21 protein-coding genes, 1 tRNA gene and 2 pseudogenes are annotated in these 21,423 nt (G+C 69.9%); 14 read left to right on the plus strand and 10 right to left on the minus strand.

The features are described from left to right. The 5 genes and pseudogenes from ACFLIM_RS41545 to ACFLIM_RS41565 form a co-directional block, all read left to right on the plus strand. Positions 1-211: pseudogene (locus ACFLIM_RS41545) on the plus strand (class I SAM-dependent methyltransferase); the annotation flags it as partial. 623 nt (positions 212-834) lie between these two features. Further along, complete coding sequence (locus tag ACFLIM_RS41550) at positions 835-1,176, plus strand: ArsR/SmtB family transcription factor (protein WP_075033765.1); 342 nt, start codon at positions 835-837, stop codon at positions 1,174-1,176. Positions 1,177-1,179: 3 nt separating this feature from the next. After that, positions 1,180-1,686 carry an SRPBCC family protein gene (locus ACFLIM_RS41555; RefSeq protein WP_393174707.1) on the plus strand — a complete coding sequence of 169 codons (507 nt, stop codon included), beginning with the start codon at positions 1,180-1,182 and terminating at the stop codon, positions 1,684-1,686. Then, positions 1,686-2,306, plus strand: a complete 621-nt coding sequence (locus ACFLIM_RS41560; protein WP_393174709.1) for a dihydrofolate reductase family protein — start codon at positions 1,686-1,688, stop codon at positions 2,304-2,306. The genes ACFLIM_RS41555 and ACFLIM_RS41560 overlap by 1 nt, the downstream gene beginning before the upstream one ends. A 156-nt stretch (positions 2,307-2,462) precedes the next feature. Further along, positions 2,463-2,672 (plus strand): annotated as a pseudogene (locus tag ACFLIM_RS41565) (IS256 family transposase); the annotation flags it as partial. 309 nt (positions 2,673-2,981) lie between these two features. Here ACFLIM_RS41565 and ACFLIM_RS41570 read toward each other — a convergent pair. The 5 genes from ACFLIM_RS41570 to ACFLIM_RS41590 form a co-directional block, all read right to left on the minus strand. Beyond that, entirely contained in the window at positions 2,982-3,299 is a 318-nt protein-coding gene (locus tag ACFLIM_RS41570; protein WP_393174711.1) for a helix-turn-helix domain-containing protein, read from the minus strand. Continuing rightward, the gene (locus ACFLIM_RS41575; RefSeq protein ID WP_393174713.1) at positions 3,296-3,655 is read right to left on the minus strand and encodes a type II toxin-antitoxin system RelE/ParE family toxin; all 360 of its coding nucleotides are present in this window, start codon (positions 3,653-3,655) and stop codon (positions 3,296-3,298) included. The genes ACFLIM_RS41570 and ACFLIM_RS41575 overlap by 4 nt, the downstream gene beginning before the upstream one ends. 692 nt (positions 3,656-4,347) lie before the next feature. After that, positions 4,348-4,423 (minus strand) — tRNA-Ala (locus ACFLIM_RS41580). 15 nt (positions 4,424-4,438) lie between these two features. Next, positions 4,439-5,167 (minus strand): HAD-IA family hydrolase, encoded by a 729-nt coding sequence (locus tag ACFLIM_RS41585; RefSeq protein ID WP_393174715.1) that lies wholly within the window; start codon positions 5,165-5,167, stop codon positions 4,439-4,441. A 15-nt stretch (positions 5,168-5,182) separates the two neighbouring features. Then, positions 5,183-5,302 carry a DLW-39 family protein gene (locus ACFLIM_RS41590; RefSeq protein ID WP_020542320.1) on the minus strand — a complete coding sequence of 40 codons (120 nt, stop codon included), beginning with the start codon at positions 5,300-5,302 and terminating at the stop codon, positions 5,183-5,185. 334 nt (positions 5,303-5,636) lie between these two features. On the opposite strand from ACFLIM_RS41590, the gene ACFLIM_RS41595 reads away from it, so the two are divergent. Continuing rightward, positions 5,637-5,777 (plus strand): hypothetical protein, encoded by a 141-nt coding sequence (locus ACFLIM_RS41595; RefSeq protein ID WP_393174717.1) that lies wholly within the window; start codon positions 5,637-5,639, stop codon positions 5,775-5,777. After that, positions 5,774-6,697: a hypothetical protein gene (locus ACFLIM_RS41600; protein WP_393174719.1), complete on the plus strand. Its 924-nt coding sequence runs from the start codon at positions 5,774-5,776 to the stop codon at positions 6,695-6,697. The genes ACFLIM_RS41595 and ACFLIM_RS41600 overlap by 4 nt, the downstream gene beginning before the upstream one ends. A gap of 207 nt (positions 6,698-6,904) precedes the next feature. On the opposite strand, the gene ACFLIM_RS41605 is transcribed toward ACFLIM_RS41600, so the two are convergent. Further along, a complete protein-coding gene (locus ACFLIM_RS41605) occupies positions 6,905-7,423 on the minus strand; it encodes a universal stress protein (RefSeq protein ID WP_393174721.1) in 519 nt (172 codons plus the stop codon). A 111-nt stretch (positions 7,424-7,534) separates the two neighbouring features. On the opposite strand from ACFLIM_RS41605, the gene ACFLIM_RS41610 reads away from it, so the two are divergent. The 3 genes from ACFLIM_RS41610 to ACFLIM_RS41620 all read left to right on the plus strand — a co-directional run bounded on the left by ACFLIM_RS41610 (position 7,535) and on the right by ACFLIM_RS41620 (position 13,632). Beyond that, the gene (locus ACFLIM_RS41610) at positions 7,535-10,732 is read left to right on the plus strand and encodes a BTAD domain-containing putative transcriptional regulator (protein WP_393174723.1); all 3,198 of its coding nucleotides are present in this window, start codon (positions 7,535-7,537) and stop codon (positions 10,730-10,732) included. A 70-nt stretch (positions 10,733-10,802) separates the two neighbouring features. Beyond that, the gene (locus tag ACFLIM_RS41615) at positions 10,803-10,964 is read left to right on the plus strand and encodes a hypothetical protein (protein WP_393174725.1); all 162 of its coding nucleotides are present in this window, start codon (positions 10,803-10,805) and stop codon (positions 10,962-10,964) included. A 49-nt stretch (positions 10,965-11,013) separates the two neighbouring features. Beyond that, positions 11,014-13,632, plus strand: a complete 2,619-nt coding sequence (locus ACFLIM_RS41620; RefSeq protein WP_393174727.1) for a LuxR C-terminal-related transcriptional regulator — start codon at positions 11,014-11,016, stop codon at positions 13,630-13,632. On the opposite strand, the gene ACFLIM_RS41625 is transcribed toward ACFLIM_RS41620, so the two are convergent. Continuing rightward, a complete protein-coding gene (locus ACFLIM_RS41625) occupies positions 13,629-14,339 on the minus strand; it encodes a hypothetical protein (RefSeq protein WP_393174729.1) in 711 nt (236 codons plus the stop codon). The genes ACFLIM_RS41620 and ACFLIM_RS41625 overlap by 4 nt on opposite strands. A gap of 88 nt (positions 14,340-14,427) precedes the next feature. Continuing rightward, on the minus strand, positions 14,428-15,756 hold the full coding sequence (locus tag ACFLIM_RS41630) for an aminotransferase class I/II-fold pyridoxal phosphate-dependent enzyme (RefSeq protein ID WP_393174731.1): 1,329 nt from the start codon (positions 15,754-15,756) through the stop codon (positions 14,428-14,430). Between the two features lie 34 nt (positions 15,757-15,790). Between ACFLIM_RS41630 and ACFLIM_RS41635 the strand changes: the two genes are divergently transcribed. Continuing rightward, on the plus strand, positions 15,791-16,417 hold the full coding sequence (locus tag ACFLIM_RS41635) for an FMN-binding negative transcriptional regulator (protein ID WP_393174733.1): 627 nt from the start codon (positions 15,791-15,793) through the stop codon (positions 16,415-16,417). Here ACFLIM_RS41635 and ACFLIM_RS41640 read toward each other — a convergent pair. Next, positions 16,414-16,998, minus strand: coding sequence for an HNH endonuclease family protein (locus tag ACFLIM_RS41640; RefSeq protein WP_393174735.1), 585 nt, complete (start codon positions 16,996-16,998; stop codon positions 16,414-16,416). The two genes, ACFLIM_RS41635 and ACFLIM_RS41640, sit on opposite strands and share 4 nt — an antisense overlap. Positions 16,999-17,112: 114 nt before the next feature. On the opposite strand from ACFLIM_RS41640, the gene ACFLIM_RS41645 reads away from it, so the two are divergent. From ACFLIM_RS41645 to ACFLIM_RS41655, 3 genes are all read left to right on the plus strand, one after another. Continuing rightward, the gene (locus ACFLIM_RS41645; protein WP_393174737.1) at positions 17,113-17,568 is read left to right on the plus strand and encodes a GbsR/MarR family transcriptional regulator; all 456 of its coding nucleotides are present in this window, start codon (positions 17,113-17,115) and stop codon (positions 17,566-17,568) included. A 137-nt stretch (positions 17,569-17,705) separates the two neighbouring features. Beyond that, on the plus strand, positions 17,706-19,079 hold the full coding sequence (locus tag ACFLIM_RS41650; protein ID WP_393174739.1) for an AlkA N-terminal domain-containing protein: 1,374 nt from the start codon (positions 17,706-17,708) through the stop codon (positions 19,077-19,079). A 12-nt stretch (positions 19,080-19,091) separates the two neighbouring features. Continuing rightward, on the plus strand, positions 19,092-20,339 hold the full coding sequence (locus tag ACFLIM_RS41655; protein ID WP_393174741.1) for an MFS transporter: 1,248 nt from the start codon (positions 19,092-19,094) through the stop codon (positions 20,337-20,339). A 331-nt stretch (positions 20,340-20,670) separates the two neighbouring features. On the opposite strand, the gene ACFLIM_RS41660 is transcribed toward ACFLIM_RS41655, so the two are convergent. After that, on the minus strand, positions 20,671-21,408 hold the full coding sequence (locus ACFLIM_RS41660; RefSeq protein WP_393174879.1) for an SDR family oxidoreductase: 738 nt from the start codon (positions 21,406-21,408) through the stop codon (positions 20,671-20,673). Positions 21,409-21,423: the final 15 nt, after the last annotated feature.

Genomic DNA, 21,423 nt, shown 5'->3' on the forward strand with positions numbered 1-21,423 from the left:
TGCCAGCTTCGGCACGGTTACCGAGCCGTCCTCCGGCACCCGCGGTGACATGCTCGAACGGCTGCGCCTGCGCACCCTTTCGTTCTTCGCTCACCTCAGTCCCGACGAGCTGGAGGCCGGCTTCCGCTGCCTGGAGCAGGCTGTTGCCGCAGATCCCGGCGCACCAGCGCCTGTGTTTTCTGAGCCGCTGCTCACGCTCGAACGGTGCTAGTAATGCCAACGTTGACCTGCGTTGACCTGCGTTGCGACGAACTACCCCAGACGATGCTTGATCATGCCGACACGCTCAGCGGGCTGCTGGGCAGGGAGGTGCCCGCGTCAGGCGGTGCGACAATCTCGGTCACTAGCGTGACCGGCTAAAGCCGGCCTGGAGCCGGGCCCACCGCCATCTCTTCGAGTAATCCCTCGATCTCAGGGGCCCGTCACTATCAACCACGTCCAAGCCAGAGTGTGGAGAACGGTTGACGCTGTAACCGTACTTTGCAGCTGTACCAGATCGAAAAGGCCACTTCCCGATCACGGGTAGTGGCCTTTGACCTGCTGTGGAGCCTAGGAGATTCGAACTCCTGACTTCCTGCTTGCAAATCAAATCAAACACTCGTTCTCATATGGCCGCCGACACCATCCACCAGGGACCAGGCATCCACGAGAGTCCGCTTACGTCCGTCCGCCGCGATTGTCACCCACTTAGTCACCCAGTCGCCCCCCGTCTGTCGAGAGCGCCTGAGAGCGTCAGGACTGAGACCGCGCACGAGGCTGCACGATCGTCATCTGACAAGACCCGCCTGATTCCTCCAGCTTGACGCATGCCGATATGGGTATATGATCGCTGCCATGGCACGAGCAGCGACGACGTCGGACGTCTTCAACGCGATCGCCGAGCCGCAGCGCCGGGAGATCCTGGTGCTGCTGCGGGCGGGTGAGCGGCCGGTGACCGAGTTGGCCCAGGAGCTGGGGATGACCCAGCCGGGAGCGTCCAAACACCTGCGGGTGCTCCGGGAGGTCGGGCTGGTGCGGGACCGCAAGGCAGGCAAGCAGCGCCTGTACGGCCTTGACGCCCGCGGGCTGCGACCGGTCCACGAGTGGACCGGCGGGTTCGAGCGGTTCTGGAACGAGAGCTTCGACCGGCTGGACGCGTACGTGCAGGACCTCAAGCAGGCAAGGCAGGAGGAGTGACCGATGGCAGCAACAGGACGGGACACGCCAGCGCAGTCAGCGACGGCCGACCGCGAGATCGTGATCTCCCGGGTCATCAGTGCCCCACGGGAGCTGGTGTTCGAGGCGTTCACCGAAGTCCGGCACCTGTCGCGATGGTGGGGTCCGGAGGGGTTCACCACCACCACGCGGGCGTTCGAGTTCCGCGTCGGCGGGGAGTGGGACTTCGTGATGCACGGACCGGACGGGACGGACTACCAGGAGTGGATCTCCTGGACCGAGATCGCCCCGCCGGAGCGGATCGCGCTGCTGCACGGTGAGTCCCGCGGCGACCCGAACGCCTTCGAGTCGGTCCTCACATTCGCGCCCGACGGCGCGGCGACCCAGATCGAGATGCGCACGGTGTTCCCCACCAAGGAGCTGCACGACGAGGCGGTCGAGAAGTACCACGCGATCGAGGGCGGCCGGCAGACCCTGAGCAACCTGGCTGCCTACGTCACCGAGATCGTTCGGAAGGGAGTTGAGGACTGATGGCCGGAAAGGTGTTCTTCAGCGTGTCCATGTCGCTGGACGGGTTCATCGCGCCCGGGTCCCTCAGGGACTTGATGGGGCAGCAGTGGATGGAACTGCATGCGTGGATCTTCCCGCAGCGGTTCTTCCGGGAGAACCTGAAGCTCGGCGAGGGCGGCGAGGAGGGGCGCGACAACGACATCGCGCGGGAGACGTTCGAGCGCACCGGCGCGAGCGTGATGGGCAAGCGCATGTTCGACGCCGGCGAGCAGATGTGGCCGGAGGAGGCGCCGTTCCACACGCCGGTCTTCGTCGTGACGCACGAGAAGCGTGACCCCTGGGAGCGGCCGGGTGGGACCACCTTCCACTTCGTCAACGACGGCATCGAGACCGCGCTCGACCAGGCCCGCGAGGCCGCCGGCGACCGAGACGTCCGCATCGCGGGCGGCGGCGCAACGATCCTGGAGTACGTGAACGCCGGCCTGATCGACGAGTTCTCGATCGCGCTGTCACCCGTGCTGTTCGGCTCCGGAATCCGCCTGTTCGAGGGCGTGGACGCGGGCCGCGTGGCCCTGGAGCCGGTCCGCGCGGAGCCGACGCAGCGGGCGACCCACCTGACCTACAAAGTCCGGGAGCGGTAACTGTCTCGACCTCAGCGCTCCCCCGCCGAGGTCAGCAGCGCGGTGAGATCCTCGACGCTCTGAGCGTCAGGAAGGGCGAGCGTTCGGGGCCGCGATCTCGGCCGCGCGCTCCTCCGGGAGCGACCTCACGGCGTTGTCGTGGAACTTCCTCGCCAGCTCAGGCTTCGCCAGCGAGTCACCAAGGGCCCCGGCTCCCGCGCCGCCGTGTCGCGATGGCGTCCAAGCTCATCGAATCAGCACAGACCCGGTGGCGGGCCGTCAACGCACCACCTCGTCGCGCTGATCCGTGCCGGCGCGGTACTCAAGAACGGCAAGCTCATCGAACGACCCGACGAATCAGAGGGTGTTGATCAGCAAGTCGCGTGACACGCCGATCCACGATAGTCACGCAGTTTGTCACTCACCCTCGCCTCACAGTGATCAGCGAGGGAGAGTCTTCCCTGGTGGAGCAGGAGATTCGAACTCCTGACTTCCTGCTTGCAAACGGGAGCCAGTTACCCCGTGGAGAGGTCTTCGTCCTGGTCAGGCGGCAGGTACGGGCTGATGGCACGTGATCACGTAAGCCGATGTTGCTGTACCTGCTGCTGTACACAGCCCCCCGGCCGACGGCCCACCCTGTCATTCCGAGGACGCGTGAACTGCTACCGCAGGACTTCTCGGCGTCTCGCCCACATCTCAGGCAATGGCTGCGATGTCCCCATCGTCGAAGTAGATCGACTGATGGAGCTGACCGCCGAGAGCAGTGGCGTACCGGGCGAGAATGTCCTGCCCGGAGATCTTGCCTTGCTCGATCTGCGAAACGCGGCCCTTGGTGACCCCCATGCGCTGTGCGATGTCCTGCTGGGTCATCCCCCGACTACGGCGGATCTCGGCAAGCCGGTGTCCTTGCACCTTGGCGAGGAGTTCCTGCTTGCCCGCCTCCACGGCTTCCTCGCCGCCGGCACGTTCGACGTGCTCAGCACGGATGTCCTTCCAGCGCGCATATCCCGTCACGATCCGCCCTCCTCCGCCTGACGTTCCTTCATGTAGATCTCGTAGCGCTGTTCGGCGAGCGGGATGGCCTGCCTGTACCAGGCGTTCCACCGCCCGGCCTTATCACCCGCGACCAGCAGGATGCTGGACCGCCACGGATCGAAGGCAAACAAGATCCGCACCGTCCCCGGCCGCAGCTCCTTCAAGTTCTGCAGACGTGAAGCGGTGATCGTATCGACCAGCGGCCGCCCCAGACCTGGCCCTCCTTCGGCAAGCAGGTCGATCGCTTGCACGACACGCTTATGCGTTGCGTCGTCGAGTTGCTCGATCCATTCGCGCACCTCGTCGACGATGTAGACGTCCCACTCGTCGGCCACGTACCGCAGTATAGCGAATGGTATACCTCTCTAACCGGAAATCAGCGCACCGGGGCTCCCGTCCTGCGCCGCACGACAGCTCATCGGCTGCTTCAGCACGCTCCCCGTCAGCGTGCGGGCAAGATTCTTAATAGACGCGCCTCGACCTGCGTGTTGGACGCTCCGTGAATACCCGTGAGTGACCGATGTTGGCCCTCTTGCTGGCCCGTTGATGGCCCGACGGTCTGTCCACCCGGCAAGGACCTACCCGCCAACAGGCACGTAGGCCCGGGAACTTCTCATGCTGTGCGACGGCGCGGAGCCGAAGGTGCTGCTTGTACTACCGTCGAGCCCATGCACGCTACCATTGATCTTGCTCATCGCATGGCATGCCTGCCTCTAGGCAATTCGGACTCTGTGTGAGCTGACGTGAAGCTCCGCGACTTGGACGCGATGAGCGTCCTTGTCGTGCTTGGAGTACGCAAATGTCGCTCGTCACCCCTTGGATCCCTCACGGTCCTCTTGGTGCTTCTCCCGATCCCCGTCGCCGCCTTCGTGGCGGTCTTCTCCGACCGGAAGCACCGTCACGCAATGGTGGTTCTTCGTCTGCTCGTCCGGGCGCTCACGGAGATCGTCCGTCGTAAGCAGACGCCGTAGTCACTCAGTTAGTCACGCACCCTCGCCAACGATCTTCGGCGAGGGTGCGTTTTGGCTGGTGGAGCCTAGGAGATTCGAACTCCTGACTTCCTGCTTGCAAAGCAGGCGCTCTGCCAACTGAGCTAAGGCCCCTTCGACGAAGATAGCTTACCGGGCGGACGAAGCCACCTGCGTCGTCCCAAGGTCGTCGCTCAGCACCAAGCTCGGAAAATCCGCGATCGAGTCCAAGATGTGGGTCGCTCCGCCCTTCAGCAGTCGTTCCCTGCTGTGGACGCCCGTCATCACCCCCGCCACGATCGAGGCCCCGGCTCGTTTGCCGCACAGCATGTCGCTTTCCGAGTCCCCTATGACCGCCACCTGGCGTACGTCCTCCACCTCCAACCGGAGCACGGCGTGGAGCACCATGTCCGGCCAGGGGCGGCCGCGGCCGCCGGCGTCTTCTGGGGAGATGGCGAGGTCGATCTTGTCGTGCCAGCCGAGCATGCTCAGGACGCGGCTCAGGGTGGCTCGGCTGAAGCCGGTGATCAGGGCCAGCTTGATGCCGGTGCCGCGGAGTTTGTCGAGGACCTCCAGGACTCCGGGCATGGGTGTGAGACCTGCCCGGTCCAGCGCGCCCTCATAGGAGCGCTCGAACGTCAGGTTCGCCGCCTGCGCCTGGGCCTCGTTTCCGGGGAAGATCCCGCGGAAGACATCGATCTTGGGGCAGCCCCGGGACCGGTGCACGTGAACCATGGCACGCGCGTACGCTCCGGTCCCGGGCACTATGCCCTGAGTCGCGATCGCCTCGGCGAAGGCGCGCTCGACCATGGCGATGTCACGGACTGTGGTGCCCGCCAGGTCCAGGCACGCCAGCTTGATGGGGACGACGTCACTCATCGCCTCGCCGGTCGGTTAGTTCTCGCTGCCGGTCGCCTCGGTCCAGAGATCGAGCTCTGCGCGGTCGGCCTGCACCTTACGCCAGATCAGCAACCCCCCAAGGGCGATCAGCGCCAGAACGAGCAGCTTCTTCACGGTGTGACCCCACTTCTTCGACGGCCTCACCTGCCGGGGTGAGACCCAACGGTTGACAAGCAGCCTAGCAAGGGATGGCTGCGGTCCCTGTGTTGCGCACGGACCAGATGTGTGGAATGTGCGAAGAACGAGTGTTCAGCCCCAGGTGGGGGCCGTTATGCCCGTTCTCATCTTGGACAACATCCCGATCATGCCAAATTTCCCGTCCCGACGCGCAGAGTGGGTTGAAGCGGCTTTGGTGGGTGGTCGGGGGTGCTGGGGCGGGCGCGGGGTCAGGCTGCTGATCGCGGCAATCGGCATGTCTCGGGCCTGCATCACCGCAATGATGTCGGCTATGTCCGGCGCACGCCCGGAGGAGGAAGGGATGCGCAAGTCCGCCGTACGAGAGGAGATCGTTCTGAGCTCCGCCGGCTACACCGTCAAAGGCATGACCTGCGGCCACTGCGTGAGCTCGGTGAAGGAGGGCCGCCCATGAACACCGCCGCCAAACTCGGTACGTACGCCCTGGGCCTGGCCGTCGTCTTCGGCGGCGCCTTGGGCATCGGCCGGGTCGTGGGTCCAACAGGCAACACGGCCGACATGACCGATGCGACACAAGACCACACCCCCATGGCCCCCCATGGCGACGAGCACGGTACGCGGCAAGCGAACAGCGACACCCCTGGGGGATTACAGGTGTCGCAGAACGGCTACACGCTCAACCCGATCACCTCGATCAGGACCGGCGAGCCCACGGACTTCAAGTTCACCGTGACCGGTCCCGACGGCAAGCCGGTGACCGATTACCAGGTCGAGCACGACAAGAAGTTGCACTTCATCGTCGTATCCCGCGATCTGGGGAACTTTCAGCACGTACATCCAGATATGAGCCCCGAAGGCACCTGGTCGGTCAAGCTGACGCTGCCGGAGGCAGGCCCGTACCGTGCCTTCGCTGACTTCGCGCCCACGGGGGGCGAGAAGCTCACGCTCGGCGCGGATCTGCAGGCCGCGGGCGACTATCAGCCCGAGCCCCTCCCCCACGTCAGCCGTACGGCGGCCGTCGACGACTACACCGTGAACCTCGCGGGAGACCTGGTCCCCGGCCGGTCGAGCAAGCTCACCCTCACGGTCAACAAGGACGGCGAGCCGGTCACCGACCTGCAGCCCTACCTGGGTGCCTACGGCCACCTGGTCGCACTTCGCGCCGGTGACCTCGCCTACCTGCACGTGCACCCGGAGGACGGCGACAAGGCGGGACCGGAGATCACCTTCTACGCCGAGGTGCCCAGCGGCGGCGACTACCGGCTGTTCCTCGACTTCCAGCACGACGGCAAGGTTCGTACGGCGAGCTTCACCGCCACGGCCACCCTCTCCGACGGGCACGCGCCCTCCGCCACCCACGACCACAGCCACTGACGATATTTCACGACTTGTAAGACTTCGGCGTCATCCGGGTGGCGGCCCCATCCGGTCCCAGGCGTTGATGGCGGCCACGGCCACCAGGAACGCGGCCAGCTCCTGCGCGTAGCCAAGCGCCTGTCCGACTGGCACGGCGAGGTGCCGGCGCTCGTCCTGGGCTACGGCGCGATCGCCACAGACGCCATCCCCGAGGGACTGCGGCGGCTAAGGATGTCGACGGCTCCAGAACCGGCGCGCCCGCTCCCCTGACATCTCGGGATCGTCGGGCGGCGACGGCTGCTGCACGATCACGACGGTGGTCCGCGCGTGCCGGGCGCAGTACATGCTGGTGGAGGGCAGGAAGACGCGGCTGAGCAGGCCGCGCCGTCCCCTGCCGAGCACCAGCAGGTCGCCCTCGCGGGCCAGGTCGACGAGGTGGTAGCCGGGGTCGCCGACCCGGCCGACCGCCACCGTCGTGAGGTCGTCGGGCACGCCGCCCGCCACGTCGTCGAACACGCCGGCGATCACCTCGGTGCAGCGCGCCTCCTCGCCCAGCCTGACGGCGTGCTGGACGGGCAGCGCCTCGGGGAAGGGATGGACGGGCGCGCGGCTGACATGCACGGCCACCAGAGCCATCCGGTGCAGCCTGGCCGCGCCGATGGCCCAGGCGAGCGCCCAGCGCGAGGCCGGGGACTCGTCCACCCCCACGATCAGCCTCGCACCGCCGGGCAGTTCCTGTTCCACGGTGCCTCCTGCTTAAGAAGTACGACCATAGTGCGCCACCCCGCTGGTTACCGGGAGGTGGCACTTTGCGAACTCTGGAGTCCGCCGCAAACCCGGGCGTAGCATGCGGGGGTGGAACGCGGGTGGGTGCGACCCCGTCCCGCCCTCGACCGGCGGCTCGACGGGGCCCTTACGCACAGGCTCACCTCGCTCGTAGCCGCCACCGGCTACGGGAAGTCGACCGCGCTGGCCGGTTGGAGCCAGGCCGTCGGCGCGGTGCTGCACCGGCTCGGGCCCGCCGACCGCGACCTTCCGACGCTGGCTGGAGCGGTGGCGGCGGCGCTGTCGAGCCAGGTGCCCGGGTTGCCCGCCGACCTGGTCACGGCGGCGCAGGCCCCGCTCGGTCCCGACGCCGACGAGTTGTCCAGGGCCGCGGCGCTGGCGGGCGCGCTGGCCGAGGCGCTGGCCAGGCGGCTGCGGCGGGCGCTGGCGCTGGTGTTCGACGGCATCGACGCCATCGCGACCGCCCCCGGCTCGGCACGTTACGTGGAGACGCTGGTCAGGGCCGCCCCCAGGCAGTTGCACCTGGTCACGGCCTCGCGGGCGCCGCTGCCGTTCCCGACCGCCCGGCTGCGCCAGGACCACGAGGTGCTCGACCTCGACGCGACCGACCTCGCGCTCACCCCGGCCGAGACCGCCGCCTGGGCGCTCGACCGGCTGGGCGACGCCGGCACGGCCATCGCCGCCACGCTGCACGACGCCTGCGGCGGCTGGCCGGCCGCCGTGCAGGCCGCGCTGGAGGCACTGGCCCGGGAGGACCCCGCCACCTGGCCGCGTACGGCCGCCGGGCTGGCCGCCAACTCCGCCACGCTGGAACGCCTCACGCTGGACGCGTTCAAGGACCTGCCCGCGAGCATGCGCGAGTTGCTGCGAGCCGCCACCGTGCTGCCCGTGCTGACCGGCGGACTGGCCGCGACGCTCGGCGCGCCGCCCGACACGCTCGACTCGCTGACCAGCCGCGGCCTCTTCCTCGAAGCCGCTCAGGACGGCCACCGCCTGACCAGGACCAGCGGGCATGTCCTGGCCAGGCACGCCCCGCTCGACCGGCACGAGGCCCACGACGTGGCGGCGGTCGCGTCCCGCTGGTACGTCGAGCACGACCAGCCGGAGCTGGCCTTACGCGCGGCCGTCGCGACCGCGCACCCGGGGCTCGCGGTCTCCCTCCTCGACTCGTACGGCCTGCGCCTGGCCGAACGCGGTGACGTGGTCGCCGCGCTGGAGCTGTTACCCGAGGCCGCCAGGCGCTTGCCCCCGATGCTCAAGCTGGCCGGCATCGCCGAGCAGAACCGCGGCCACTGGAACCACGCCCGTGACCTGCTCGCCCAGGCCGCCGAGGGCCCGGCGTTCGACGCGTTCGTGGCCAGGCGGCTCGGCTTCATCGACCACCTGCGCGGCGACCTCGACGCGGCCATGACCACGTACGAACGGGGACACCAGTACGGCCTGCCGCCCGCCGACGCCGCCATGTGCGCCGCGTCGAAGGCGTCCGTGCTCTGGCTGAAGGGCGACCGGGCAGGCTGCGCCGAGCTCGCCGACAAGGCCCTGGAGCAGGCCAGGAGCCTCGGCGACCCGGGAGCGCTGGCGATGGCCCACACGGTGCTGGCCATGCTCGCCTCCCTCGACGGCGACCGCCGCGCGAACGACGCCCACTACCTGCGCGCCCTGGAGTACGCCGAGCGGGCCGGCGACGCCGTCCAGCTCATCCGCATCCACGCCAACCGGGCCTCCCGCTACCTGGACGAGGGCTCCTACGCCGACGCGCTGGCCGAGACGGACCTCGCCGGCCGGCTGTCCGACCTGGTGTCGTTCGCCCCCTACGCCGCCCTGAACGTCTCCAACCGCGCCAAGGCCCTGATCGGTCTCGGCCGCCTGGAGGAGGCCGCCACCGAGGCCGCCGACGCGGTGGCCAGGTGGGAGGCGATGGGCTCCAGCCTGGTCGGCACCGGACTGAACAGGCTCGCCGAGATCCACGTGCTGCGCGGCGACCGCAGGACGGCGGCCGCGATCTACCGGCGGGTCATCGCGGAACTGGCGCCGTCGGGCGAGGTGCAGTCGTTGTCCAACGCGCTCAACGCGCTCGCCGAGCTGCTCGCCGACGAGGACCCCGACGAGGCCGCACGGGTCGCCGAGCAGGCGCTCAAGCACGCCGAAGGCATCGCGGGGGTGGCCGCCAGGGTCGTCGGCGCCCGGGTGGCGCTGGCGGCCGGGCGGCGCGACGACGCCACGGCATTGCTCGACGAGACCGAGCCCGTGGCGGTGAGCCGCAGGGACCACGCCGCGCAGGCCGCCATCGTCGAGCTGCGCGCCGCGCTCGACGCCGACGTCCGGCTGGCCGATGAGGCGGTACGCAGGTGGACGATGCTCGGCGACCCGATCGGGCAGGCCGGGGCCGAGCTGACCAGGGCCGCCATGGCCGATCCCGAGGCCGGTGGCGCCGCGGCCACGAGAGTGCGGGAGCGGATGCACGCGATCGGCTGCCGGGCGCTCGACGCCAGGATCGACGCGCTGATCGCCCGCTCCGCGCCGGCGCCGGGGGCGAAGGTGGTCGTCGAGACGATGGGAACGTTCCGGCTGTTGCGCGGGACCGTGCCCGTCTCGCGTACGGACTGGCAGTCGCGCAAGGCCCGTGACCTGCTGAAGATCCTTATCAGCCGGCGCGGGAGCGGGATCAGCAGGGAACGGCTGGTCGAGATCCTCTGGCCGGAGCATGAGGACGAGGCGGTCGGGTTGCGGCGGCTGAACGTCATGGTGTCCACGCTGCGCGCCGTGCTCGACCCGGGGCACGAACGGCCGGCCGACGAGATCGTGGTCTCCGACGAGGGCGCGTTGCGGGTGGACCTGTCCCACGTCGACGTCGATGTCGAGAAATTTCTGGATCTGGTGGCTGAGGCCGTACGGCTCGATCAAGCAGGTCGTACGGCCGAGGCGCTGGAGCGGTGGGCGGCGGCCGAGAGCGGGTACGGCGGGGAGTTCTGCGAGGAGGACCCGTACGCGGACTGGGCCGTGGGACTGCGCGAGCAGGCCCGGCTGGCGTACGTGCAGGCGGCGGCCAGGCTCGCCACGGCGCGGGCCGAAGAGCGGCGCTACGACGAGGCCGCCCGCTACTGGCTGCGGCTGCTGGAGCGCGACCGCTACGACGAGCGCGCCCTCCTCGGCCTGGTGCGGGTGCTGGACCTGGCGGGCCGCCGCGGCGACGCGCGCAGGCGCTATCACCTCTACACGGAACGCATGCGTGAGCTGGAGGTCGAGCCCGCCCCCTATCCCACCTGAACCAGACCTGAACCGCCTGACGAGATTGTTGACAGATGAGGATGGTCCCCCCCATGAGGGCGGTCCCCAGATGAGGACGGTCATCGTACGACTGGTCGAACCCGAGCAAGCCGGCGGCCAGCTCCGCGGGCTGCTCGAAGAGGTGGGGGGCGAGCCGGTGCCGTTCAACGGCACCGATGCCGTCATCGACCTGTTACTGGACGCAGCCGGGCTGAAGCGCGATCCGACCTGAACCTCGCACGAACCTCCGTCGCCACGATAGGCGACAGAGGGGAGGCACGATGGGCGAGCACAGGAGTGGATGGCCGTTCGTCGGGCGACGGGGGCCGCTCAGGACTGTACGCCAGGCGCTGCGGTCGGGAGCGGGCATCATGATCGCCGGTGAGGCGGGGGTGGGTAAGAGCAGGCTGGCCACGCAGGCGCTGGCCGGGCTGGACGGTTACGCGGTGGTGCGCGCGCTGGGCACGGAGACGGCGTCGGTGATCCCGTTCGGCGCGTTCGCGCACGTACTGACGGGGCCGCCGGAGGGCGGGGAGAACCTGCTGCGCTGGGCCGCGCGCCACCTGCGCGACAGCGCGCGGCGGGCCGAGCCGCTGGTGAGCGTGGACGACGCGCACCGGCTCGACCCGGCCTCGGCGGCGCTGGTGCACTACCTGGCGGAGAACGGGATGGCCAGGGTGCTGGTGACGGTACGGTCGGGCGAGCCGCTGCCGGCTCCCGTGGCCGCGCTGTGGAAGGACGAGCTGCTCGACCGGATCGAGCTGGCGCCGTTGACCGGGGACGAGGTCGGGCAGGTGCTCGCGGGGGCGCTCGGGGGCGAGGTGGCGGCGGAGACCGTACGGCATCTGGTCAGGGTCAGCGGCGGGAACGTGCTCTACCTGCGCGAGCTCGTGCACGCCGGCCGCACCGTCGGCTGCCTGGCCGAGCGGGACGGGCAGTGGCGCTGGCGGGGCGAGTTGTCCATGACGACCCGGCTGCGCGAGCTGGTCGGGGCCCGGATCGGGCATCTCGACCAGGACGAGCGGGAGGTGCTGGAACTGGTGGCGTTCGGGGAGCCGCTGGGGACGGAGTCGCTCGTGTCACTGACCTCGGCCCAGGTGGTCGAGCGGGTCGAGGCGCGCGGGCTGATCGTGGCCGTGAGCGAGCCACTCGGCTCAGTTGAGAAGCTGAGCGAGGGCGAGGGGAGGCGGGAGCACGTGCGGCTCGGTCACCCGCTCTACGGCGAGGTGGTACGCGGCGACTGCGGCACGTTGCGGACCCGGCGGCGGCTGCGCATGCTGGCCGAGGCGCTGGAGGCCAGCGGGCTGCGGCGGCGCGAGGACGGGCTGCGGGCGGCCGTGTGGCGCCTGGACAGCGGCTCGGTCACCGACCCGGAGATGCTGGCGGCGGCCGCGAGACTGGCCTGGGGCAGGCAGGATCCGCGGCTGGCGGCCCGGCTGGCCAGGGCCGCGATCGACGCGGGGGCGGGCGTGGCCGCGGTCGCGCTGCTCGGCGAGGTGCTCATGGTGCTCGGCGCCGCGGATTCGGCCCTGACGGCGCTGCGGCTGGCGGCGCGGGACGCGGTCACCGAGAGCGAGCGCGCCCAGTACGCCTACAGCCTGGGGGTCAACCTGGCGTGGGCGGGTGCGGACGCCGAGGCGTGCCGGGTGCTCGACGTGGCCGCGGAGACGCTGACCGATCCCGCCTGGCGGCAGGAGGCGTACGTCTACCGGGCCGTGACCGACTGTTTCGCCGGGCGGCTGGCCGGGGCGGCGCAGTCGCTGGCCCGAGCCCGCGCGTGCGAGCCCATGACGGTGCGCGGCGCGGCACATGCGGCGTCGCTGGAGGCCTGGGTCGAGGCGTACTGGGGGCGTACCGAGCGCAGCCTCGCCGTCGCCGAGCGGACGATGGCGAGCGTGGAGAGCTGGAAGGACGAGGCGCCGCACGCGTTCCCGACGTTCCTGGACGCGCTCTGTGCGGCGCAGGCGTTCTCGGGGCGGCTGGAAGCGGCCGCGCGTACTGCGGAGCAGGGCATGGAGCTGCCCGCGGCCGAATTGTCGGTGTCGGGGTTCGGGGCCTACCGGGCGCTGGTCAGCAGGTTGCGCGGCGACGCCGAGGGGGCGGTGCGCTGGTGCAGGGACGACATGGCCAGGCTGCCCGCTCGCGAGCCGTACCTGGGGCGGTGTGTGGCGGAGCAGGCGCACGCCCTCGCGTTGCTGGGCAGGACGGCGCAGGCTCGGGACGCGCTGGCCGAGGCCGAGGAGCTGGCGTCCCGGTGGGCGTTCACCCGCCAGCACGTGCTGCAGGCCGCGGTCTGGGTGGCGGCGGCGGGCGGCGACCTGGACGAGGCGGTGCGCCTGTGCTGGTCGGCGGTGGAACACGCGGAGCGGCACGAGCTGCGCGGCAACCTCATGTTCGCCCTGCACGACCTGGTACGGCTCGGGGGTCCGGCCTCGGATCGGCTCTCCATGCTGGCGGAACGGATGGAGGGGCCGCTGGTGGCGCTGCTCGCCAGACACGCGCGCGCTGTGGGGAATCCGGACGAGCTGCGGGCGGTGGCGGGCGAGTTCGAGCGGATGGGGATGATCCTTTACGCAGCCGAGGCCACCGCACAGGAGGCGGCCGCGTACCGGGACTCCGGGCGCGGCACGCTGGCCAGGGGCGCGCAGACCAGGGCGTGGGCGCTGGCCAAGCGCTGCCCGGGCGTTTCGACGCCGGCGCTGGTCGAGCTGGCCACGCCGGAGCTCACGCCACGGCAGCGGGAGATCGTCCAGCTCGCCGCGGCCGGCCTGACCAACAGGGAGATCGCCAACCGGCTGACGCTGTCCACGCGTACCGCGGCGAACCACCTGCAGGCCGCGTACGAGAAGCTCGGCGTGAACGACCGCACGCAGGTGGGCCGCCTGCTCGCCGCGCTCTAAACGAGGTCCATCAGGCCGTCGTACAGGATCCTCCGCTCGTCCTCAGAGAGGATCCGGTACGGCGCCGCGGCCCGCACGTTCGTCTCCGCCTCGATCCTGGCGCGCAGTGGGCCGTCCTTCATCCCGACGATCTCGGCCACGGACAGCCCCGCTTCCCGCCAGGCCACGGCGTGCGCGTCGGCGCGGTGGTATCGGAGCGCGGCGATCCTGTTGAACAGCAGCAGCCCCGGCGGCCCCTCCTCCGGCTCGTACGGGGGCGCCATCAGCTCCAGGGCACCACCCGGCACACGTTCGGCCCGGTCGAGCACCCTGCCCACCAGGCCCGCGAGCTCCGGCAGGTCGTAGCCCGCCCAGACCCGCTCGGCCGCGGCGGCATGGAGGTCGTACAGACCGTGGATGAATTTCAGCCCTTTGTCCGTGAGTCGCAGCACCCCGTCGCCATCCTCGGTCAGCGTGCCTTCGCGCAGGTGCTCCTGGAGGCCGAGCTCGGCGTCGCCGTACCGGTAGATCGTGCCCAGCTCCGGCCGGGTCAGCGAGCGCAAGGGAAGCACGAACCGCAGATCGACCAGGAACCCAGGGGTCACGCCCGAGGTCTCGGCCAGTTCGATGGCCGACCTGCGAGCGGCGGCGTGCACGTTGACGTGGGCCGCGTCGATGACCGGGGCGATCGCCGCCGCATATCCGGACAGCTCCTGAAATTTCGGCATCGGCCGTCATTATGCCGCCAATCCCCTCTGTACAGGTGGGCCAGGAGCCACCCACAGCCCGTTGCCCAGGCCAGCGTCCGGCGCTCGGTTAGCCATATCGGCCGCCGGCTGTGGGTTGCAGGGCGGCGGTGAGGTCGTCGGCCAGTGGCGGGATGTCGTGCGGGTGTAGGGGGGACACGGTGAGGCGCAGGGCGGGGGGTGTGGCGATGCGGTTGCGGGCGCCGGGGGCGGCGGCCCAGCCGCGGGCCAGCAGACGGGTGATCGCGGTGGCCTCGTCCGCGACGGGGACCCATACGTTGAGGCCGGTGCGGCCGTACGCGGGGATGCCGCGCGCGGCCAGCGCCGCCACCAACCCGTTCCTGCGCAGCCCGTACGACGAGGCCACCGCCACCGTGTCAACCGCCTCCGTACGCCAGAGGTGGGCGACGGCACGTTGCAGCAGGTGACTGACCCAGCCCGCGGCCAGTCGCTGGCGGCCGCGCAGTCGTTCCAGCGTGACCTGGTCGCCGGTGATCAGCGCGAGCCGGAGGTCAGGGCCGAACGCCTTGGCCGTCGAGCGGGCGAGGATCCAGCGCTCCGTGACGCCCGCCAGCAGGTGCAAGGGGAGGTCCACCAGGCCCGACCCGTGATCGTCCTCGATGAGCAACACCCCGGGGTACGCGGCCAGCAACCCGCGCAGCTCCCCCGCGCGTTCGGCGGAGACGGCGGCCCCGGTCGGGTTCTGCACGCGGGCCGTGACCACCACGGCCCGCACGCCCGCCCGCAGGGCCCGCGCAAGTTCGTCCGGCAGCGGCCCGTCGGCGTCGAGCCGCATGGGCACGGGACGCAATCCCAGCACGCCGACCAGGTCGAGCAGTGCCGCCCAGCCCGGATCCTCCACGGCGATCGCGTCGCCGGGGCGTAGGTGGGCGGTCAGCACACGTTCGACCGCGTCGAGGGTGCCCGAGGTGATCGCCAGCGGTCCGGGCGGGATGCCGTCCGCGCGCAGGCGTTCCCTGGCCAGGGCCAGGAACTCCTCGTCGTCACCCGTCCCGTACATGGTCGGCCGCTCTTCGTACGCCCGCGCCGCCGCGGCGAGCGCCTCGTGCAGGGGCGGCAGCAGGGCCGGGTCGGGGTTGCCCTGGGACAGGTCGCGTACGCCCGGGGGCACCTCGATCCGGATCTCCTCGCGCGACGTGCTGGCCGGGCGCGGCCTGACCCGGGTGCCGCGCCGCCCGGCGGTCTCCACGACGCCACGCTCCCGAAGCAGCCGGTACGCGGCCGCCGCCGTGTTGGGACTGACCCCCGCCCCGGCAGCCACTTCACGGACCGGGGGCAGCATCGTGCCTGGTGGCAGCCGCCCGGCCGACACGGCGACCTCCACCCCGGCCGCTATCTCGCTGGCCGTCCCGCCGGTTATCAGGTATTTTTCTGACACAAATCATATTATGTACTAATACAAAGAGGTTCGAGTGCTCATTCATCCTTGGGACGCGGCCCGCGACAGTGACGAATGGCGGGCCTGGCTGCGTACACGTGACTTCGGGCAGCTCACCGCGAACGGCGTGGACGGCGGCCCGCCGGTCGTGGTGCCGACGCATTTCCTGTTCGACGGGGACCGGGAGGTCGTGCTGCATCTGGCCAGGCCCAACCCGATCTGGGCGGCACTGGAGGCCAACCCGGTGGCCGTGGTGAGCGTGCACGACGACTACGCCTACATCCCGTCGGGGTGGCGTTCGGACTCCCCCGAGGACGGCGTGCCGACCAGCTACTACGCCTCGGTGCAGCTCACGTGCCGGGCTCGGATCGTGGACGGCAAGGAGGGCAAGGTGGAGATCCTGCGCCGCCAGCTGGCCCACCACCAGCCGGATGGCGGGCATGGCGAGGTGGCCGCCGACGCGGGGCCGTACCACAAGAGGTTGTCGGCGATCAGAGGGCTGCGGCTGGAGGTGGTGGGGGTGCGGGCCAAGTTCAAGTACGACGACCAGCGGCCGGTCGAGTTCCGCGAGCGGATCGCGGACGGGCTCGCCGAGCGGGATCTCCCTGGAGACGCGGCCGCCAGGGCTCAGCAACTCAGGCGCATGGCCCAAAGAGGTTAGGCGCAGGCGCCGAGCATCTCGGCGAGCGCCCTTTTCTCGTTCTCCGTGACGGTCAACCGGTAGTGGTGTTTGACGGTGATCCAGGCGCGAGCATACGTGCACCAGTAGTCCTTGCGCGGTCGCCAGCTGATCGGGCTGCGGCCGCCCTTGTCGAGGTTCGCGGACTCGCTGACGGCGATGAGCTCGGGTCTGATCAGGTCGTTGGCGAAGCTGTAGCGCTGGGCGTCGGTCCAGGCGCGCGCCCCCGACCGCCAGGCATTGGACAGCGGCACGAGGTGGTCCACGTCGATCTCGGCCTCACTGTGCAGGGTCTTGCCGTCGTACCGGCTGTACCAGGTGCCCTGGATCGCGCTGCAGTCCCAGCCGGTGGTGATCTCGGTGGCGTCGCGGTGCAGCACGATCTCGCGCGAGTCGCACATTCCCACCTCCTCGGCCCATTCGGGCATGAAGCGCAGGTGGGAGTAGCCGTCCAGGGAGCCCGCCGGGGCGACGGTCAGCTCCTTCAGCTCGCTGCGGGCGTTCGCTGCCGAGGTGGGCTCGGGGAGGAGCAGCGTGATGAGCATGAGTGACCAGGCAATCACGGAACGCAATGTAGCAGCTACCAAGCGACAGGTAGGCGATGCATGGGCGCGGGTTGCCATATTTTAGTCTAGGCTGAAATTACTGGCTAGAACGGTTAGCGTTAGGATGTTCGCATGACTGCGCAGGACGGACCCGACCGCGAGCAGGTGCTCGACTGGGTCGAGCGGGTGGCGACGTTCGTCTCCGAGGAGTGGGGGCTCGCCCCCATCACCGGCCGCGTTCTGGGCTGGCTCATGGCCTGCGACCCGCCCGAGCAGACCGCGGGCGACATCGCGGCGGCCATCGGCGCGAGCCGCGCGTCGCTGACCACGAACATGCACCTCCTGACGTCCATCCGGTTGATCCGCAGGTTCCGCAAACCCGGGGCGCGGAACGTCTACTACCAGATCGAGGACGACGCCTGGTCCAAGGTCATCCGGCAGAAGCTCGCCGCGTTCGCCGCGTTCGACGAGCTGGCGGCCGATGGCCTGCGGCTGGGCTGGGCCGACGAGAGGCAGACCGCGCGCATCCGCTCGGCCAGGACCTCCATCGCCGCCCTGGCCAAGGTGCTCGACCAGGCCGCCGACTAAACCCCCGAGCGGACGCGGCGACGGCACCGCGACCCTGCTCCGGCTCAGGAGCCGCGACCTCGGCTGACCGGCCACAGGTCACTCGATGTCCGATCGTCACTAGTGGGACCGGTCGGAAGGCGGGAAGAGTAGGGCACATGCTCGCCGACGAAGACGCGTACTCCGTGCTCAGGAGCCGTGACGGCCGCTTCGACGGCCGCTTCTTCGTCGCCGTCGTGACGACCGGCATCTACTGCCGCCCGAGCTGCCCAGCCGCCCTGCCCAAACGCGAGAACGTCCGCTTCTACCCGTCCTCCGCGGCCGCCCTGGAAGCGGGCTTCCGCGCCTGCAAACGTTGCCGCCCGGACACCACCCCGGGTTCCCCGGCGTGGAACGTCCGAGCGGACGTGGTCGGCCGCGCGATGCGGTTGATCGCCGACGGCCTGGTGGACCGCGAAGGAGTCACCGGCCTGGCAGCCCGCCTCGGCTACAGCGAACGCCAGCTCCGCCGCCAGCTCATCGCCGACCTCGGGGCCGGCCCACAGGCACTCGCCCGAGCACAGCGGGCGGCCAACGCCAGAACGCTCCTGGAAACCACCGACCTCCCCGCGAGCGAGATAGCCTTCGCCGCCGGGTTCTCCACGATCCGCCAGTTCAACGACACTCTTCGCAAGGTCTACGGCACCACACCCACCGCCATGCGCGGCACCCGCCGTACTCACCGCCCACCGGGAACACTCCACCTGAACCTCACATACCGCCCACCCCTCGACCTGACGCACCTGTTCACCTTCCTCGCCGCCCGAGCGATCCCCGGCCTGGAGGACGCCACCGACACCTACTACCGCCGTTCCCTGACCCTCCCGCACGGCCTTGGCATCGTCACGCTGAGACCCGCGCAAGCGCACGTCTCCTGCGAGCTGCGGCTAGCGGACCTGAAGGACCTACCAGCAGCGGTACGACGCTGCCGCCACCTCCTCGACCTCGACGCCGACCCCAGGGACATCACCGACCACCTCACCCGCGACCCCCTCCTGACCCCCGCGGTGACGGCCCATTCAGGAAGACGAGTCCCTGGTCACGTGGACCCGGCCGAGATGGCCGTACGCGCGATCCTCAACGAGGAAACGCCCACGGGCCGGGCCCGACTCGCACACCTGATCCAGCGCTACGGCACACCACATCAAGTCCACCCTGGCAACCTCACCCATGCCTTCCCCCGCATAGAGCTCCTGGCAGATGCGGACGTGCCGGCTCCGGTCGCCGCCCTGGCCCGGGCACTGACCGCCGGCACCGTCCACCTGGGCCCAGAGACCGACCGCGACCAGGTGGAACGCGAGCTCCTTGCCCTACCGGGGATAGCAGCGGAAGCGGTGGCACGGGTCCGCATGCGAGCCTTCGGCGACCCCGACGTCTTCCTCCCCACGGACCCCGCCGTACAGGAGGGTCTGCACCGCCTCGGGCTGACGGCGGAGGATGCGCGACGGTGGCGTCCGTGGCGGTCGTACGCGATGCAGCACTTGACCGCATAAGGAACCCGCTACGTGCCGACCTACCTGACCCTCCTCAAAGCCAGGCGTGATTTCCGCCGCCTCTGGCTGGGCGCGTCCATTTCCGTAATGGGCGACAGCATGACCTTCATCGCCCTGTCCTGGCTCGTCCTGGCCCAGCCGAACGGCACCGCCAAGCTCGGCATCCTGGCAGTCTGCTACACCGCCCCCGTGCTGATCGGCGGCCTGGCGGCGGGCCCGCTGCTCGACCGCTTCGACAAACGGGCAGCCCTGATCGCCGACAGCGTCCTGCGCGGGCTCGCGGTCGCGTCCGTCCCGTTCACGGCAGCCGTCGCGACGGTGCCGACCTGGCTCCCCTTCCTGGTCGCGGCCCTGTACGGCCTGCTGAAAATGGTCCCGATGGCCGCCGTCCCCGCCGCCATCCCCGACCTCGTCGCCCCCGAGGAACGCGACGCCGCCAACGCCCTGGAATCCGTCAGCTACTCCTTGTCCGGAATCATCGGATTCACCCTGGCCGCGCCCCTCCTCGGAGCCGTGGGCCCGGCGAACCTGCTGGCCCTGGACGCCGCCACCTACGCCTGCTTCGCGATAGCCGTAACCCTGATCCGCCACCCGCTACGCCCACGCGAGAAGCCGGAATCCCCAACCCCGCCCAGAACGGTCTTCCGCGACAGAATCCTCATCGGCACGACCCTGGCCTTCATGGCCTTCAACATCGCCGAAGGCGCGATGACCATGGTCGTCGCCCCCTGGCTGGCCAAGGAACAACTCCCAGGCAACGGCGCCACCCTGTCTCTCCTCATGGCCGCCCTGTCAGCCGGTGAACTCCTGGGCGGATTCGCAGCCGGAGCCTGGCGCCCCAGAATCGACAGACTGGTCGCCATCGCCATGGTCGAACTGGTAGCGGCGGCAGGTTTCCTGGCGGTCCTGGGCACCCCCAATTGGATCCCGGTGGCCGCAGGTTTCCTGCTCATAGGCACGTTCAGCGCCCCCATGACGGTCTGGGCGCAGTCGCTGCGCATGGAACGTATCCCCCCGTCCCAGCGCGGCCGCGTCTTCAGCGTCTTCCGCACGATGATGCAGGCCACCCCGCCCATTGGCGCCGCCCTGGTCACCCCGATGCTGGTAACCGGCAACCTGACGGGAGCCGTGATCCTGATGACCGCCCTGGCCGCCCTTCCAGCGTTCGCCCTGCTGTTCCTACGAGAGAACCACTTGACGATCTCCGAGGCACCTCAGGACGCCATCATCGCCGTACCGGAAACCCCCGGCGACCGGTGACCCACAACCTGTGGATAACCGCCAGACCCTGTGGATAACGTCGCGATCTCAAAGTCCCGAACCGCACCACCTGCAGTCCAGCGACCTGCACGTCGCACCAGACCGCACGTCCCTCGCAACACAGCGAAACACACACCCGAAGCCCGCCCGAGCAGGCCCTGACGTGGCCATATCACACTTCGGAACCGCCGCGTCACAACATGCCGCGTCCGTATCACAGCTTGATATCAGTAGCCCAGAAAGCATCGCATGGGCGTCCCCAGCCCCTGCACCGGCGTGCCCGCTGCCTGTGGACGGACGGCGACCGCAAGTACTCGCTCACCCATCCGGGTCAGCCCCGTCCGATGAACGGCATCGCCGTCGCCATGACGGTCATGAACTGCACGTTCGCGTCGAGCGGCAGGCCGGCCATGAAGACGATGGCGTCGGCGACGTTCCGGACGTCCATGGTCGGCTCGGGCGCGACGGAGCCGTCGGCCTGCAGGACGCCGCGGGACATGGCCTCGGTCATGTCCGTCGCGGCGTTGCCGACGTCGATCTGCCCGCACGCGATGCCGTACGCCCGCCCTTCGAGCGAGATCGCCTTCGTGAGGCCGGTGATCGCGTGCTTGGTGGCGGTGTACGCGGCGGCGTGCGGGCGCGGCGAGTGCGCGGACAACGATCCGTTGTTGATGATCCGGCCGCCACCCTGCGCCTTCATCTGCCGGAACGCCTCCTGCGCGCACAGGAACGCGCCGGTCAGGTTGGTTTGTACGACGTCGGACCACTGCTCGTGGCCGATCTCGTCGAAGGGCGCGGACGGCCCGAAGATCCCCGCGTTGTTGACGAGCACGTCGACCCGGCCGAAGCGGTCGCGGCTGCGGTCGAACAACTCCCGTACCGATCCGGGCTCCGTCACGTCGCACGGCACGACGAGCGCGTTGCCTCCGGCCGCCTCCGCGGTCTCCTGGAGTGCCCCCGCCCGCCGGCCGGCCAGCACCAACCGGTACCCGGCGCGGTGGAGGGCGAGCGCGGCGTGCCTGCCGATCCCGGAGCCCGCTCCCGTGATCACGACGACGCGGCCGTCCATGGAGGTGTCCTGCAC

Origin of the sequence: Nonomuraea marmarensis, from assembly GCF_043197025.1 — a bacterium.
Lineage (GTDB): Bacteria > Actinomycetota > Actinomycetes > Streptosporangiales > Streptosporangiaceae > Nonomuraea > Nonomuraea marmarensis.